11 protein-coding genes are annotated in these 16270 nt (G+C 45.9%); 2 read left to right on the forward strand and 9 right to left on the reverse strand.

Annotated elements, in window-relative coordinates; genetic code table 11:
• Positions 1–312: 312 nt before the first annotated feature.
• Together KIO97_RS12225 and KIO97_RS12230 are read right to left on the reverse strand one after the other, a co-directional pair.
• A complete protein-coding gene (locus tag KIO97_RS12225) occupies positions 313–1761 on the reverse strand; it encodes a serine protease (RefSeq protein WP_285382724.1) in 1449 nt (482 codons plus the stop codon).
• Positions 1762–1942: 181 nt separating this feature from the next.
• Positions 1943–3535, reverse strand: coding sequence for a S8 family peptidase (locus tag KIO97_RS12230; protein WP_103410908.1), 1593 nt, complete (start codon positions 3533–3535; stop codon positions 1943–1945).
• 633 nt (positions 3536–4168) lie between these two features.
• On the opposite strand from KIO97_RS12230, the gene KIO97_RS12235 reads away from it, so the two are divergent.
• A complete protein-coding gene (locus KIO97_RS12235) occupies positions 4169–5155 on the forward strand; it encodes a cytochrome-c peroxidase (protein WP_285382726.1) in 987 nt (328 codons plus the stop codon).
• A 651-nt stretch (positions 5156–5806) separates the two neighbouring features.
• Here KIO97_RS12235 and KIO97_RS12240 read toward each other — a convergent pair.
• The 7 genes from KIO97_RS12240 to KIO97_RS12270 form a co-directional block, all read right to left on the reverse strand.
• Positions 5807–7231, reverse strand: a complete 1425-nt coding sequence (locus KIO97_RS12240) for an aspartate kinase (protein WP_285382728.1) — start codon at positions 7229–7231, stop codon at positions 5807–5809.
• A gap of 87 nt (positions 7232–7318) precedes the next feature.
• Positions 7319–7705 (reverse strand): ectoine synthase, encoded by a 387-nt coding sequence (locus KIO97_RS12245; RefSeq protein ID WP_005393369.1) that lies wholly within the window; start codon positions 7703–7705, stop codon positions 7319–7321.
• Between the two features lie 13 nt (positions 7706–7718).
• Positions 7719–8984, reverse strand: a complete 1266-nt coding sequence (gene ectB, locus KIO97_RS12250; protein WP_285382730.1) for a diaminobutyrate--2-oxoglutarate transaminase — start codon at positions 8982–8984, stop codon at positions 7719–7721.
• A 33-nt stretch (positions 8985–9017) separates the two neighbouring features.
• Positions 9018–9551: a diaminobutyrate acetyltransferase gene (ectA, locus tag KIO97_RS12255; protein ID WP_285382731.1), complete on the reverse strand. Its 534-nt coding sequence runs from the start codon at positions 9549–9551 to the stop codon at positions 9018–9020.
• Positions 9552–9894: 343 nt separating this feature from the next.
• Positions 9895–11559: a BCCT family transporter gene (locus KIO97_RS12260; RefSeq protein ID WP_285382732.1), complete on the reverse strand. Its 1665-nt coding sequence runs from the start codon at positions 11557–11559 to the stop codon at positions 9895–9897.
• 236 nt (positions 11560–11795) lie between these two features.
• On the reverse strand, positions 11796–12545 hold the full coding sequence (locus tag KIO97_RS12265; protein ID WP_285382733.1) for a 3'-5' exonuclease: 750 nt from the start codon (positions 12543–12545) through the stop codon (positions 11796–11798).
• Positions 12542–14422, reverse strand: a complete 1881-nt coding sequence (locus KIO97_RS12270) for a DUF294 nucleotidyltransferase-like domain-containing protein (protein ID WP_285382734.1) — start codon at positions 14420–14422, stop codon at positions 12542–12544. The genes KIO97_RS12265 and KIO97_RS12270 overlap by 4 nt, the downstream gene beginning before the upstream one ends.
• A gap of 372 nt (positions 14423–14794) precedes the next feature.
• Between KIO97_RS12270 and KIO97_RS12275 the strand changes: the two genes are divergently transcribed.
• Positions 14795–16204: an MATE family efflux transporter gene (locus tag KIO97_RS12275; RefSeq protein ID WP_285382735.1), complete on the forward strand. Its 1410-nt coding sequence runs from the start codon at positions 14795–14797 to the stop codon at positions 16202–16204.
• Positions 16205–16270: the final 66 nt, after the last annotated feature.

Raw genomic sequence — 16270 nt, forward strand, 5'->3', positions numbered from 1 at the left:
ACGAAGTTTTTATCATGAACATAACTACTGACCTAATAGTCACTCGTTAATTAAAAAAATTTAAAAAGTAAATATAATGAAACTCATGATTTCTTGTGGTTTTAATGACAGATGTAATTTGATGAGTAACTGAGGGGAAAATCGACACAGATAAATTTAAAGGTAGCGGTTTCTATCTGCAATCTAGACTTATAGCTCTAAAATATGTAGTGCGTTGTGTCGTTATTTTTGAGTGATGCTTGGAACAAAGCTGCTGAGGTTTGAGGTCTAGGGGACTCAGGGAGCCCCCTACGTGATTGCTACAAGTAATAATCACTTCACATCCACGCTCAATGTGACGCCGGAAAACGCCGAATACGCGCTGATAAGAATGTAGAGGTCTTGCGATTCCATTCGCGCTTCACAACTCTCGTTGCTGTTGGCACGATAAGGTCGACAATCGTACGTTGATTTATCCGGTCGGCTCCCGGAAAGCGTATACAAATCCGCATCCCCCGCCCCACCAGACATAGACACAACGACGTCTTGTGTTCTCTCAGAAGCGGGTAAAACAAAGATCAATTGGCCATTTTTAGGCTGCTGTAAATCACTGAGCACATCACCAACTGAGATTGTTGGGTATTCCGTTGTTGGAGGCTGCTTACCCATTTTACCTTGAGGCAATTGCCCTCCAAAAACTGGCGCAATTTCTGGCCAAATTCGCTCCATCTTCACCCCTTGGTTTTCGCAACCTCCATAGTGGTGAAGTGCGACAACCTGATGGCTATCCGAGAGAAGAACCGGGGAGCCAGAAGACCCACCAATCGTGTCACAGAAATAACCGGTATCCGTCCCGGTGCCACGGCCGTTTGCACTCGCGACGTCTATCTGACAAAGCCCTGAGCCGTTTTTGTCGCTTTCTATCGCAATCTCTTTTGGATTACCTGCACCATGTTGTGGGATGTAAATACCTGAACCGTATACAGGAGGTGTATCCGTTAGTCCTAGATAACCAAACTGGGCAATGGTGTCGAAGTTGGTCACATTAAACAGAGAGTAATCAAGCGTGTAGTCAGTCTTAATCAGCTCATTACCCATGACTTTCACCACGTCATCTAAACTGCCATTACACGTCATACGTTGGTAGTTGAACCACACTTCTGTATTGCGCAACTTGCCTGACGTTGAAACGCAGTGGTTATTTGTCATCAGATGGTTTTCTGGCCCCACTCGCCAAGCTGTACAAAGACTTCGCCCGTCGATGAGCAATCGCGCGACGGCATGACTCCAACCAAACTCTGTCGGATGGCTTTCTTCCCAACAAGCGGCATCACGTCGCTCATTAACACCGCAGGTAGAAAGCGTACCTACTTGTTGCAACTTGTCTTCACTATAGCCTGCCGTGTAGTAATCAATGGCGAGACTGCCAGACTCAGAAGCACGACGCCATTCAATAGTGACAGCGTCACCAGAAATGGAACGTGCGAACAAGGGCTCATTACTACCTTCGTGATAAGTCACCTTCTCTGCTGAGTTATCAGAGCGCAATGTAACGGAATCACCAACGCCAAGATTGAACTGGGAGAAATGGACTTTGATAAAGCTCGCACCTGAATGATGGAGCTGATATTTGACGGTGTCGTGGTTCTCTTCTGTACTGGTAAATGTATAGGCATGTTCAATTTTGTCCGCCACTTGAATCAACTTTTCCTGCGAAGTCGCCAGCGAAGAAAAGAGCAGCGTCGCTAAGAACAAACCAACCTGTATCCTTGGTATTTTCATGATATTTGTCTCTTTAAGAAGTGCGAATCTGAGCCGCTCAAGTGACTTCAGGTGAAGGAACTCACTGAAAGTACGAGCATTCGTTCGAGGGAAACGATGGAAGTTCGTTGGGAACCAGCAACTCAGAACTATTTGGGATTGAGAGATAAAGCCCACCCGAGAGCGGGCTTAGTGATGAGCGTTAGTAGTTCGCCTGAATCGTCATACCGCTGTAGCTAGAGTATGCATGAATCATGATATGGTAACGTCCACTTTGAGGCGCCGTCACAGTACATGTTTCGTTGTTGCCGTATTTATATGGTCGGCAATCCCAGCTGCTGCGTGTTGGTTTCGAACCAAAGCGAACGTAGAGGTCAGCATCACCACTACCACCAATGGTTTGAACAGTTAGACGTTGGCCTGCCTCTAGGTCAGCATAGAAATAGTCCATCGCACCTGTTGCGCCGCTCAAGCCATTCACTGGAACACCAGAGGTTAGCTTGCCTTCTGGATCTGGCGTTGGATTTGGACCACCACAATCTTGACCACAGTCTGAATCCGCCAAGCTATAGAGCAGCTTGTTTACGCTTCCGCGAGTGTCTGTGACTTTTCCATTGGATGCTCGTTCAGCAATCAGTGCCTCTAGCTGGCTTGGTGATAATGCACTGTTTTCTTGAAGATATAGCGCTGCAACACCGGCTACATGTGGCGTTGCCATTGAGGTGCCACTGATGGTTTTGTAGCCACCATCATACCAAGCAGATTTGATTTGCGAGCCCGGTGCAAACACATCGACACAGCTACCCCAGTTTGAAAAACTCGAACGTGAATCTGAGCTTGTTGTCGAGCCAACGGTCACGCCAGAAGGAACGCGAGCTGGTGAATAGTTACAAGCATCCGCATTGGAGTTGCCGGCCGCCAGTAGGAAACTCACCCCTGATTGAATCGCACTTTGCACTGCGCTATCCAATGCTGTGGATTGTCCGCCTCCCAAACTCATGTTGGCAACAGAAGGTCCGGAAGCGTTAGCAGCCACCCAGTCCACCCCGGCAATGACACCGGATGTCGAACCAGAACCAGAACAGCTAAGTACTCTCACACCAACAATATTCACGTTCTTTGCCACGCCATACTGGCTGCCGCCAATGGTGCCGGCAACGTGCGTACCGTGTCCGTTACAGTCACTTGAGTCTGAATCATTATCGACAAAGTCGTAACCAGAAACCGAACGCCCACCAAACTCGACGTGTGAATTGTTCACACCTGTATCGATGACATAAGCCGTTACCCCTGTACCATCGAAGTTGGCGTTGTAGTTACTATCAAGAGGTAGGCTGCGCTGATCAATTCGATCAAGACCCCAAATCGCATTGCTTTGGTTCGCTTCTACCGAGACTATCGGTTCAAGCGTTAGCATTTTATCTTGTTCGATGTAGTCCACTCGTGGGTCAGAGCGTAACTCATCGAGTTGGTTTGTATTCAATGTTGCAACAAAGCCACTGATGGATCGGTCAAATATGGACTCCACCTGTATCGAATATAAACCGGACATACTGTCCACCGATTGTTGCGTGGACTGTTGAAGATCTAGAGAGTCGCTCGGCATCATTTGCGGCTGCTTAAAGACCACGATATAACGATCAGCGATGGCGACATCGTCCGGAGCGAGCATCAACGCTGCAGGGGCTTGTTGTAAATCAGAAGCACCTGGCAGATCCGTTGATTGAGAGTAAACGGAAGCAGAATGAAAACAGATTGCCGAGGTTATACAACAAGTAAGTAGTTTCTTTGACATAAAATGTTCCTTGAAATCATAGTGTTGTTGATTTTTACCTAGTACCAAACTGTCAACACGAAAACACAGACAATCAGCGTAATACGCTCAATACGTGCTGCAGTGACGTTACACAATTCAACCTAGAACAATGCGCAACCGGATGCGTAACTGATAATAATTCGTATACTCAGAAACATGACCAATTCCAAACCTTTCTTGAAATTGAAATGTAATAATCAACTCAGAGTTAGAGCAAACTCCCTAAAATAGAATAATTCTAAACATCGGACTTGTTGGCTGTTATATGTCCTCTACCAACGTCCTATTCGCGAGATAAAACCTCTACTTTTTCTCCAATCTAGAGACTCCATCTCTCAAATTCATTTAATTGCATAATTGACCTAAATCAACGAACCATTCGTTTATATTCTTTGCACAGTTGTAAACAAAAAGTGATCAGAACCGTGGGAGGCAAGTAAAATCAAATCGTTCAAAGTTTGTTCGCTTTTAACATCGTTTTTTGCCATAAAAACCATCGATTTTTTGCGTTTTATCGAAAAAAACGATTGCTATACCGTGACTTCCAGAGCGTACCAACACGAAGTACGCCGCCCTAGTGAGAGTGAAAAATCACTTAAAAAGGAAGTTATTATGAAAACTCTTATAGCAGTGAGCGTCTTGTCAGCGCTGTCTTTCGGTGCCTATGCAGAGCGCCAATCCTCAGAGCCCATTAAGGTGATTGAGCCTGTAGCAGGGCTTGATGCGAAAAAAGTACAACTAGGTAAAACGCTTTGGTTCGAGCCTCGTTTATCTGCCTCTAACACTATCTCTTGTAACTCTTGCCATAACATCGCAAAAGGCGGCGTCGATAACCTACCAAGCTCCATAGGTCATAAATGGGCGATTGGTCCTATCAACTCACCAACGGTGTTTAACTCGGATTTGAACTTTGTTCAGTTCTGGAATGGACGAGCCAAAGATTTGCAAGAACAGGCAGCAGGTCCAATCGAGAACCCACTCGAAATGGCCTTTAGCCACCAGCTTGCGATCGACACACTTAAGTCAATCCCTCAATACCGAGAGTGGTTTAAACAAGCCTATGGCAGTGAGACGATCACGATTGATAACGTGACTGACGCTATTGCGATCTTTGAGCAAACCTTGCGCACACCAAACGCGCCGTTCGATCTTTGGTTGAAAGGCGACGACAACGCACTAACCACAGCGCAAGTCGAGGGTTATAACCTATTCAAAGCAAAAGGTTGTACGGCATGTCACAGTGGCCCATTGGCTGGTGGGCAAATGTACCAAAAAATGGGCTTAGTGAAGCCGTTTGCAACAGACAACCCTGATGTGGGACGCAAGGCGATCACAGGTAATGACTTCGATAAGTTTGTGTTTAAAGTACCAACACTGCGTAATGTCGAACTCACCTACCCGTACTTCCACGATGGCTCTGTTTGGGATTTAGAAGAAGCAGTAGCAATGATGGCTGACCTTCAACTTGGTCAGAAGCTAACGAAAGAGGAATCGGTGAAAATCACTGAGTTCTTACGCTCGTTAACCGGCGACCAACCAGAGGTAACACTTCCTCATCTACCACCATCAACCCACGAGACGGCACGTCCAAATATCTAACTCGATCGTTCATGAATAACAAAGGAGCCATGGTTGGCTCCTTTGCTGCTTATCAAGCCGCTTCAACAAAGTTTTATCTATCGAATCTATGACTTTTTCAGTCTCACCTTCTTACTGTTATTCCTACCAATTGCATATAACCCCACATGCATAACCTCTGCTTTTATGAAGAAATACAATGTAATTGAATTTTTTGGACTAACTTACAGTAAGATATTGATTAGTAGCGTTAAGTGAGAGGTCTAAGGATAGATCAAGATGGGATTCAAAACCGTTCAAACACAATCACATTATGTCGATGGCATACTCGTCACAGCAGAATATCACCGCCTGTCGACGAGATTTACCTTGCGAATTGGCGAAGAGATCCTCTATTCAAAACGGCTTTTTATTATCGCGTTTAGAAACGCTCCAATTACCGTTAACAATCGGAGCTATCGAGTAAGGATCATTTGGTGCTTTATTTGGCGAGCAAGGTTAACGAAAGACGACACTGTGGTGATAGAAGAACTGATTGACAAACGACGTTCTAAGTCATTATTTACTCTTGTATTCTCCACTATCATGCGAAGTTTAAAATATGTATTCAGTTAAGCAGTTTCAAATAGCGATTAACCGCATTTGAAACTGCATTATCATTGGGCAAATCGATTAAGCAACATTCGCCGACTTATTTGCATCGCTGTCTTGTTCAAAGAACTCTTCATGTAGCGCACAAATCGCTTCCTTATACTCGTCGTCACTCACAACAAACTGTACGTTAACGTTTCTCATTGATGAATGGAGAGCAATGGGTGTCACATCGCGATTCATCAGTGCAAAAACGCCTTTGGCTAACGTTTTATTGGTATCGATTTGGGAGCCGATTGCAGAGATAAGAGCCACCATACGCCCTGTAATAGAGGCTTGCGGATAGCGTTTTTCTACTTTGTAACGTACTTTGTTTAGGCTATCGACACTGCCACCTAGATAATACGTTATGGAGTTCGCATTCATCTCTTTACCGATAAGGTTGACGCGTGCATCGGCAATGATTTCCATCAGTTCGTAACTGACATTGTCCACTTTTCCAACCATGGTTTGATCAAACAAGTGAAGCGCAAACACCTTCTGCTTTCCTGCGATAATTTCAATGCGGTCACTCTCAGGACGGTAATCGGCCGAGATCAGCGTCCCTTTATGCTCAGGTTCAAAGGTATTTTTGATCTGCAATTCAATACCACTTTCTCGTAAACCCGCCGCCGCATTGGGGTGAATCGCTTCCATGCCAAGATTGGCCAATTGGTCGGCAACATCGTAATTGGTAAATCCGATCGGATTAACACTGTCGACTCCCACCACTCTTGGGTCGGCAGAGCTTAAATGATATTCCTTATGAATAATCGCTAAATCCGCTTTGATTGTTGCCGCAATTCGGCTGAAAGTCATCTCACTGTAGCCACGATCATAGGTATGCATTAACCCTTCTTTGCAATACGCATAACCCGTCACGATTGGTAGCTCTTGGGTGACGTCAATATCTACAAAGGCATCAGAGATGGATTCATCCAACGTTTTGGGCTGTTGGTTATCCCAACCGGAAAGGTCGACAAATTTTGCGTTGATTCCCATATTTTTGAGCTTCAACGCGGTGTTATAAGCGCTATGTGCTTCACCAATTGAAGAGAGAAACTCGCGGATCTGCGGCAAATAGTGACGCAGAGAAAACTGTCCATATTGACAAGTTTCTAGGATGTTGGTGACACATGTTTTTGCTTCCGCAATTCGGGAACGAATGAACTTATCCGCTCTCATTCTATTCATCGGATCGGCAAAAATATGTTCGTTTGTCAGCAGCATACGGCTTTCTACGTAGGCTAAAGCGCCTTGCCACGCCTCATCTCGCTTAGCGATAAGCTGATAGACACCGGGCTTACTGGTTTTTTTGCATTCCAATAGAGCGTCGGTCATACCGCCATAAGCAGAAACAACAAAAATACGGTTATATGGGTTTTGTGGACGAAGGAGGATGTTGTCGAGCACAGCATCAAACGCTGTCATCGAAGTACCGCCGATCTTTTCTACGGTAAATGTCATGAGGGGGCCTTAATGATTGGTCATTTGAAAGAAAGGAAAAAGAAAGGGGTGAAACTTCACCCCGTTTCAAGTATTTGAAGAGAACGACTAGTCCACCAGGGGATAAACACCATTCTCATCATGCACTTCCGCCCCGGTGATCGGCGGATTGAACACGCACGCCATTACCATTTCTTTGTTTTTGTAGGCGCGTAGGTAGTGCTCGTCATGCTTGTCTAGGATATACAGCGTACCCGGTTTGATTGGGTAAGTTTCACCGCCAACGACTTCAATTTCCCCTTCTCCACTCATGCAGAATACCGACTCTAGATGGTTCTGATAATGAATGTGTGTTTCGGTGCCTTCGTATATCGTCGTGATATGGAATGAGAAGCCCATATTGTCGTCTTTCAATAACATACGGACACTTTCCCAGTTATCAGACACAACACGTCTTTCGCTATTGCGACACTCGTCGAGTGTTCTAACGATCATAATTCTTTCCTTGCTATGATGCTTGTTTGAAATATTTACTTGCGATGGCTTCTACCGAGCCCTCGAAGATATTAAGCCCTTGAGTGAGTTCGGCTTCAGAAATGGTCAATGGGCAAAAGAACTTCACCACTTCATCATTTGGACCGGCTGTTTCAATCACCATGCCATTGTCGAAACAGGTTTTTGCAATAGCTCCTGAAATCTCGCCATTCTTACACTCAATACCGATCATCATGCCGCGACCTTTACTCTGAACAAACAGTTCAGGGAATCGTTGAACGGAGCGTTGAATGACTTCTTCAACCATGTTTGAACAGCGCTTAATGTGCAGCTCAAAGCGGTCGTTCGACCAGTATGTTTCAAGTGCTTTAGCTGCTGTGACAAACGCGTGATTATTGCCGCGGAATGTGCCGTTATGTTCGCCTGGTTTCCATTTATCCAACGCAGGTTTTAGCAAAACAATTGCCATTGGCAGACCATAACCGCCGATGGATTTCGACAGCGTTACCATATCTGGTTTAATGCCCGACGGTTCAAAGCTAAAGAAAGTGCCTGTGCGGCCGCAGCCTGCTTGAATATCGTCAACAATCAATAAGATATCGTGAGCTTTGCACAGCTTACTGAGTCGTTGCAGCCACTCGTTAGAAGCCACATTCAGACCGCCCTCGCCCTGTACGGTTTCGAGTAAAACCGCCGCTGGCTTGTCCATGCCTGCAGAGTTATCAGTCAGCATGGTTTCAAACAATTTCAAACCATCAATGCCTGCATAGCCTTCAAATGGGATTCGCGTGACATTGTTTAAGCTCGATCCCGCGCCTTGGCGATGGTGTTGATTACCCGTTGCTGCAAGTGCGCCTGCAGTACAGCCATGAAAACCGTTGGTGAAAGCAACAATGCTGCTACGACCCGTTACTTTTTTTGCGAGTTTGATGGCGGCTTCAACGGCGTTGGTTCCCGTTGGGCCTGTGAACTGAACTTTGTAATCCAGTCCTCTTGGTTCAAGAATGTATTGATTTAGTGCTTCAAGAAAGGCAGCTTTGGCTTCTGAATGCATGTCCAAGCCGTGTGTAATGCCATCCATTTCAATGTACTCAAGCAGTGCTTGCTTAAATACTGGGTTGTTATGGCCGTAATTGAGAGATCCCGCTCCAGCAAGAAAGTCGAGGTAACGTTCACCTTGCTCTGTTTCTAACCAGCAACCTTTCGCGCTACGAAAAACGACCGGAAAACTGTTTGAGTATGAACGTACGTTGGATTCCTGCTTTTTAAAAATATCCATGATAAGACCGTTGTTTGATTCCTATTGGTGGGTTTATTTGAGAGGGATACGATACAAATATTCCGTATCGTGCTTGCCTTTAAAGTGTTTGTCTTCGTCCAAGAAGGTACTCACTTCGCCAGCATTGCCATTTTGCGCATCGAGCTTTTTGAATAGCGCCCAAGACGCGTCGTTTGACTTGGTGATCGTGGTTTCAATAGCGTTGATACTCTCGAGGCCTTCTCGGTCGAGTAAGTTACTGAGCATTTTGAAAGCCAACCCGTTACCTCTAAATCTTGGCGCTACGGCGACTTGCCAAATGAATAACACGTTAGTCTCACCAGGCTTCTGGTAACCAGAGATGAAACCGGCAATCTCGCCTTTGTGCTCAACTAAAACACAGGTTTTGCTGAAATGGCTAGATTGAAGGAAATTACAATATGAAGAGTTCATATCGAGCGGAGGACAATCTGCGATCAAACCATAAATATCGTCGCCATCAGACACGACAGGTTCACGAAAAATCCATTTTTTTCTTGGGTCTTCTCCAATCTCTGGATACATCACCCAAGGGGCTGAGGTAATCATGTGTAGATACATATCCTTCGTACACTAATTAAATTTCCTTTTTATTATGCACACTGATAGTGCATAAAAATCAAACAAAGCCGCTCTAAATACCTACTTATTTGATCTAAATCGCATTAAGGCCAAATGAGCATGACTTTAAAAATAGTTTGAGCTCTAATGTATTTATAGGGTAAAAAATTAATCGAAGCCAAATGAGCAAAACATCGTCAGTTTCGCACTGAGGAATTGTTTCGAGCAGGAAGAGAATGGCAGCCGATTGATGACTAAAGATGAAGAATTCAGATAAGAAAACGGCACGCCGAAGCATGCCGTTTTTTCGTTGTTACGAAGAAAGCTTAAATTACGCTTTCGCTTTCTTCATTGATTTTGATGTTGGGCGAGGCTCATCCATCAAACCTTTCACTAGAGAAACCGTTGCAACCAACAGTACGATAGTGAATGGTAGACCAGTTGTTACCGCCATCGCTTGTGCAGCCGCGAGACCACCGCCAAGCATTAGCGCGATTGCAACTAAACCTTCGAATGTACACCAGAATACACGTTGAGGTGTTGGTGCATCTACTTTACCGCCAGCTGCAATCGTATCGATCACAAGCGAACCAGAATCCGCTGATGTGATAAAGAACACCACAACCAGAATAATACCCACGATAGACGTGATCTGAGACAGTGGCATCACATCTAGCATCGCGAACAGTTTAAGTGGAAGCTCTGCGTCAAATACCGCTTGGTAACCGTCGTTCACGTATTGGCTGATCGCCGTACCACCGAATGCCGTCATCCATAGGACACACACGGTTGATGGGATCAGGATAACACACACGATGAACTCACGAACTGTGCGGCCACGAGATACACGCGCAATAAACATACCGACGAATGGTGACCATGAAATCCACCACGCCCAGTAAAACGCAGTCCAACCTTGTGAGTAGTTCACGTCTTCACGACCAAATGGCATCGATAGCGCTGGAACATTCGCAAGGTATGACATGATGTTCTCGAAGAAACCAGTCATGATAGCGACTGTCGGGCCCACGATGATCACGAACAATAGCAATAGTGCCGCTAAGCCCATGTTGATTTCAGACAGACGTTTTACACCGCTATCCAAGCCAGCGACTACCGAAATCAAAGCAAGTGCTGTGATGATCACGATAAGCACAACTTGCGTTGTCTCTGTCATAGGGATACCGAACAGAAAGTTTAGACCTGTAGCTGCTTGTGATGCGCCGTAACCAAGAGAAGTCGCAAGACCAAATACCGTCGCGACTACCGCTAAGATATCAATAATGTGACCAACCCAACCCCAAACTCGCTCGCCAAAAAGAGGATAGAAAATAGAACGCATCGTTAGAGGCAGGCCTTTGTTGAACGAGAAGATCGCCAAACCTAGAGCCAATAGTGCATAAATTGACCATGGGTGAAGTGCCCAGTGGTAAATCGTTGCTGCCATACCAAGTGCAGACGCTGCTGATGTATCACCCTCTGCTGCGCCTAGTGGAGCCCAGTCAGTACGAACACCATTCTCAACGTTCACACCGCCAAGAGCAGCACTGAAGTGAGACATAGGTTCAGATACGCCGAAAAATACCAGACCGATACCCATACCAGCAGCGAATAGCATCGCTAACCAGCCTGCGTAAGTGTAGTCCGGTGTTGCTTCTGTACCGCCGATACGAACGCGACCAAGTGGCGTTACGATCAGGATCAAACACACCACGACAAACACGTTGCCTGCAGATAGGAAGAACCAATCAAGATTTGACACTAGCCAACCACGCAAACCCGCAAAGAACGGTTCTACTTGTTGTCTGAATGTCAGTGTTAACACTACGAACAGGATGATCGACATACCTGAAATAGCAAACACACGGTTGTGAATATCAAGTCCAAAAGGACCTACTTTTAACGCGACGTTGTCCTGACCAATCTGGTAATCAGTATCGATCGGGTTCACCTTACCGTCGGGGCGTTGTATACCGCCATTGTTGTCGGTGCTCACGATTTGTCTCCTTAAAAACGTGGCTATATTTAAGTTCAAATTAAGCTTGATGTAGGAAGCCGAGTGATGACTTTCTTGTGTCACTTGCTGCAAAGCTTATGTGCGATCGTTGTGTCGCTTTTAGAAGGGTTGCTCTACTTTATAATTTTACCTTCAACCGTCCTGATATCGCATTGCATTTTGTTATCAGGACGACCAATAAAATTTATCGCCAATGCATTAACGAGGCGAATAACTCACTGCCAAATCACAGACAACGGCATGTCACCGTCAAAGTGGTATTGCAACTGCGCCTGTAACAACTCAGCGGTAGCAAGAGCATCGGTCAGCGCATGGTGTGGCTGATAAGCAGGCAAATGGTAACGCTCACGCGCATGACCGAGACGTACCGAGCCAGGCTTTTTACCTTTGAGCTTGTTCAACCAACCTTCACACTCTCGACGCTGAATGGCGTATTCGATGTCCAACGTATCAACGACTGGAAATTGAATCCCCTCTCCCAGGCTGTTTAACAATGCGTTATTGAAGAATTGACGCTCGATGTTTTTGTAGTGCACCACCACAATCTTTCCGGCTAACTCATCAAGAATGGCATCTAGAATTTGCTCAAGTTGCGGCGCATTCTTCACTTCGGAATCGGTAATGCCGTGAATCACGACAGACTCTTCATTCAATTCTCGATTTGGATTCACCACCCAATGACGAGATCCGCTGCACTGCACTCGCCCTAGTGTAAATGGCACCAAACCGATGGTGAGAATGGCGTCTTGCTCGGCGTTTAAACCCGTGGTCTCGAAATCGACGGAGACAAACGGTACCTCTTTTAATGGCGTATCACCATTCACAATAGGCGCAGAGTAATAGCGTTTTAATCGAGTATCTTTCGCTTGCTCGGCAAGTTGCTCAAAGAAGATCGGCCAATCGGGTGTCTGGCTGGTATCAAGCAAATCGCGACTGTCTTGCTTTTGTTTCGAAAACCACATCATTTGCCACTTCTCTGGTAACGGAACTTAATGTAGTTCTGAGCATTGCTTAGGATTTGGAATGCGGCTTTTAAGTTACGGCGTTCAAACTCCGACATTTCTTCTGGCTCGATGTTGTTATCCGGCTCTTCCCCATTTTCGATATCCAATGCTTGATGTCGGATTCGCACCATGTAGATCAACTCCATCGCATCTTTTAAGTCCATGCCGCGCCCCTTCGGTAAGATGCCCGCATTGTTGATATCATCTAGACGTTCAAACGAGTTTTGCGAGCGAGAGCCAATCGCCAAAGCGTGGACCCGAATCAGATCCGCCATTGGTGCGGTACCGCGACGCTTCAAGTTAATGGAATTGCGATGACGACCGTCTTTCTCCATCACGAAGTCTTTAAAGAACCCAAGTGGCGGCGTGCGACGAATCGCGTTGTAAGCCATACAAGCTAAGAAGCGGCTATTCTTCTTGGCACGGCGGACAATAAATCCACTCAACTGTTCTGCCCATTTCACACGTCCATGTACACCAAGTAAGTCGAAGAAAATACTGCTGTTCAGAAGTCGCTCTGGTGTTGGCTCATCAATCCAGTTCGCAAAGCACTCTTCCCATTCTGAACGCGTTTTGCGCCATTCTGGGTTGGTCGCCATGATGTCGCCGGTACAGTAGGTGTATCCGCATTCGGCTAATCCATCACAAATGAACTTCGCAAACTGAGCAAAGTACTCATCATGCAGTGCTGGTTCGTAACTGTTATCCAGAATCAGCGCGTTATCTTGGTCTGTGACGATAAGCTGCTCATCACGCGCCATGGAACCCATAGCCAACAAACAATAAGGGATGGGCGCAGGACCTAATTCTTGTTCTGCTAACTCTGCCAGTCTCTGTTTAAAGCTGCTGCCAATCACCGACATTGCCCGCCCAACCATGTGGGCATTTGCATCTTCACTCACCATTCTCACAAAGCAGTCTTTCACTTGTTTAGAAACCGCTTTGAGATCTTCGACTGAGTTTTGTTGGAAGATAGAGCTCACAAGCAACAAGCTGTTTTGCGACTCATAACGGACGATATCCGTCATGCTAATCACACCAATCGGCTTTTTGTCTTTTAAGATTGGCAGATGATGGACGTTGTAACGCAGCATTGTCAGCATGGCTTCAAACACGTAAGCGCTGTAATCGAGCGACACAACGTCGTAGCTCATCACTTCACTGACAGGAATATCACTGTCTCTACCCTCAGCTAAAACGCGAACACACAGATCCTTCTCGGTCAAGATACCAAGCAGTTGGTCATCGTCGTCTTCAGTAATGTCTTCTTGTGCGCGGACAATCAAAAGCGCAGTAACGCCCTCTTCCGCCATCAAGATTGCGGCCTCACGCACCGTTGCAGTGGCTTCTAACGTTACTGGCTCGCGGCTTAAGATCTTGCGCGCTTTCGCTGTAGTGAAGTCATTCCCATCTGACTGGTTTGATACCGCGGTACGCAGCCTGGCGCTGTCTTCCAATTCCATGAAATCGGCAAAGTTCTCAAACTCGTCACATAGCTCAGTGAAAATCTTCTCTGGAATGCAGTAAACCAAGGTGTCTTCGATCGCTTTAGCTGGCATGCGAACACGATTGTTCATCAACAACCCCATTTGTCCAAACAAACCACCAGCGTCGATACGGTTGTACAACTCGCCTTTGCGGCGGAAGATTTCCACCACACCACTGCGGATCATGTACAAATCACGAATGTCATCGCCTTTCTTGAGAATGTCTGTCCCTGCGCGGTAATACGAGACTTCGGCATTCATTGCGATGTTTCTCAGGTGCTCTTCCGGTAAGTCATCAAAAGGTGGGTATTGGCTAATGAAATTCAGTACTTCTAATTGCTCGGCTTCCATTGTTTATTCCATGCATTGCCTAAACTAAGGCGATAAATATCACCAAGAAAATAATCACACAATAAATAAATCGAGAGGTTAGATAAAAAGATTTGTAACCATCGAAAAGCGGAATAATGACTGATTATTATTGAAACGAGCGAGTCTAAAACCACTTGTTTTCATCTAAAAATGAACAGTAAAAAACGCTATAAATTCACAGGACAAATAACTCTTTAAAAACCAAAAGCAATCGTTTTCTTGTGATATAAATTACATATTGAACGCAAGAACAAAAATCCGTATATTGCGCCTGCCTACGCGGCACACCCTACAATGCACAACGCTATCCTGCTTCCACTGGTGCATTGATATTGGTGTTTAACTACATCCATGCAAAACACACCTTCCTCTTTTTCTCGCTTTTTTAAAGAATCGGGAGCTTTGTTACATCTATCGATCCCTATCATTCTGATGCAACTTGCCACTCAGTCAATGGGCTTTATCGATACCACAATGGCAGGCCAAGTGAGCGCTGCCGACCTCGCTGCGATCGCACTTGGCACCAGTTTATGGCTACCCGTTTCGCTTTTGCTTCGCGGCATCATCATGGCATTAACACCCGTTGTGGCTTACCACCGCGGCGCACAAAGTTTGGATAACGTGCGTATCGCGTTTATTCAGATGCTTTGGTTGTCGGCGTTCGTTAGCGCAATTTTGATTGTTTACTTGCTGCTTGGTGAAACCATTCTCGTTGGCCTAGGCGTTGCACCTGAGATCATTCCTATCGCCAGTGACTACGTTGTTGCATTGGCATTTGGTGTTCCGGGCATTGCGCTTTTCTACACCTTGAATGGCTTCTGCGAAGGGATGAACAACACTCGCGCACCCATGCTGATTTCGGTGATTGGTTTGTTGGTAAACATCCCTGTTAACTACATTCTGATTTACGGTAAATTCGGCATGCCTGCATTAGGTGCGGTTGGCTGTGGCTGGGCAACAAGCTTGGTTTACTGGTTAATGTCTGTCCTACTGTTTAGCTACATCAAACGCCATCATCATTACAAAAACATTCTGCACTTCGCTGAGTTAAAACCGATATGGCAAGAGATCAAACAGCTGTTCAAACTCGGCATGCCGATTGGTTTGAACATCGCGGTTTGCGGCAGCATCTTCGCAGTGATTGCTCTATTGATTGGCCGTATTGGTGCTGAGAACGTTGCGGCGGCGCAGATTGCACTGAACATCTCTAGCATGACGTACATGATCCCAATGAGCCTTTCATTTGGTATCACGATTCGTGTTGGTCATGCCTTGGGTGAACAAAAGCTTGAAACAGCTTCACATCGCAGCTTGGTTGGCATTATTACCGCAGCGCTATTGTCGCTGATTTCAGTCGGTTTCTTCCTGCTGTTCCCAGAATGGATCATTCGTTTGTACACCACAGATCCAGTGGTTTCAGCAACAGCGGCTACTCTGCTGATGTTTACTGCGATGTACCAATTCAGCGACGCGCTACAGACCTCTGCGAACGGCGCTCTGCGTGGCTACAAAGATACTAAGATCCCGATGATTCTGGCGATTCTAGCCTACTGGGGCTTGGCGCTTCCACTGGGTATGTTGTTGGGTATCACGGATGAAATCGTTCCTGCAATGGGCGAAGAAGGCTTCTGGATTGGTATCGTAACCGGCTTAACTACAGCAGCAATTGCAATGCTGATTCGCTTGACGCTAGTGATTAAGAAATACAATCAAACCGCAGAAGTGAATACGGCTTCGCAACCTGAGTTAGCGATTCAATAGCGACGAGAGCGTTGATCGTTTCAATTAGAAAGGCTCACTATCGCAGTGAGCCTTTTTTGGTTTCCA

Source organism: Vibrio sp. B181a (assembly GCF_030248375.1).
GTDB classification, from domain to species: domain Bacteria; phylum Pseudomonadota; class Gammaproteobacteria; order Enterobacterales; family Vibrionaceae; genus Vibrio; species Vibrio campbellii.

Bases quoted from the DNA above. Each gene is read 5' to 3' on its own strand.
- KIO97_RS12225 (WP_285382724.1), bottom strand. From the start codon at position 1,761: ATGAAAATACCAAGGATACAGGTTGGTTTGTTCTTAGCGACGCTGCTC.
- KIO97_RS12230 (WP_103410908.1), bottom strand. From the start codon at position 3,535: ATGTCAAAGAAACTACTTACTTGTTGTATAACCTCGGCAATCTGTTTT.
- KIO97_RS12235 (WP_285382726.1), top strand. From the start codon at position 4,169: ATGAAAACTCTTATAGCAGTGAGCGTCTTGTCAGCGCTGTCTTTCGGT.
- KIO97_RS12240 (WP_285382728.1), bottom strand. From the start codon at position 7,231: ATGACATTTACCGTAGAAAAGATCGGCGGTACTTCGATGACAGCGTTT.
- KIO97_RS12245 (WP_005393369.1), bottom strand. From the start codon at position 7,705: ATGATCGTTAGAACACTCGACGAGTGTCGCAATAGCGAAAGACGTGTT.
- ectB (WP_285382730.1), bottom strand. From the start codon at position 8,984: ATGGATATTTTTAAAAAGCAGGAATCCAACGTACGTTCATACTCAAAC.
- ectA (WP_285382731.1), bottom strand. From the start codon at position 9,551: ATGATTACCTCAGCCCCTTGGGTGATGTATCCAGAGATTGGAGAAGAC.
- KIO97_RS12265 (WP_285382733.1), bottom strand. From the start codon at position 12,545: ATGATGTGGTTTTCGAAACAAAAGCAAGACAGTCGCGATTTGCTTGAT.
- KIO97_RS12270 (WP_285382734.1), bottom strand. From the start codon at position 14,422: ATGGAAGCCGAGCAATTAGAAGTACTGAATTTCATTAGCCAATACCCA.
- KIO97_RS12275 (WP_285382735.1), top strand. From the start codon at position 14,795: ATGCAAAACACACCTTCCTCTTTTTCTCGCTTTTTTAAAGAATCGGGA.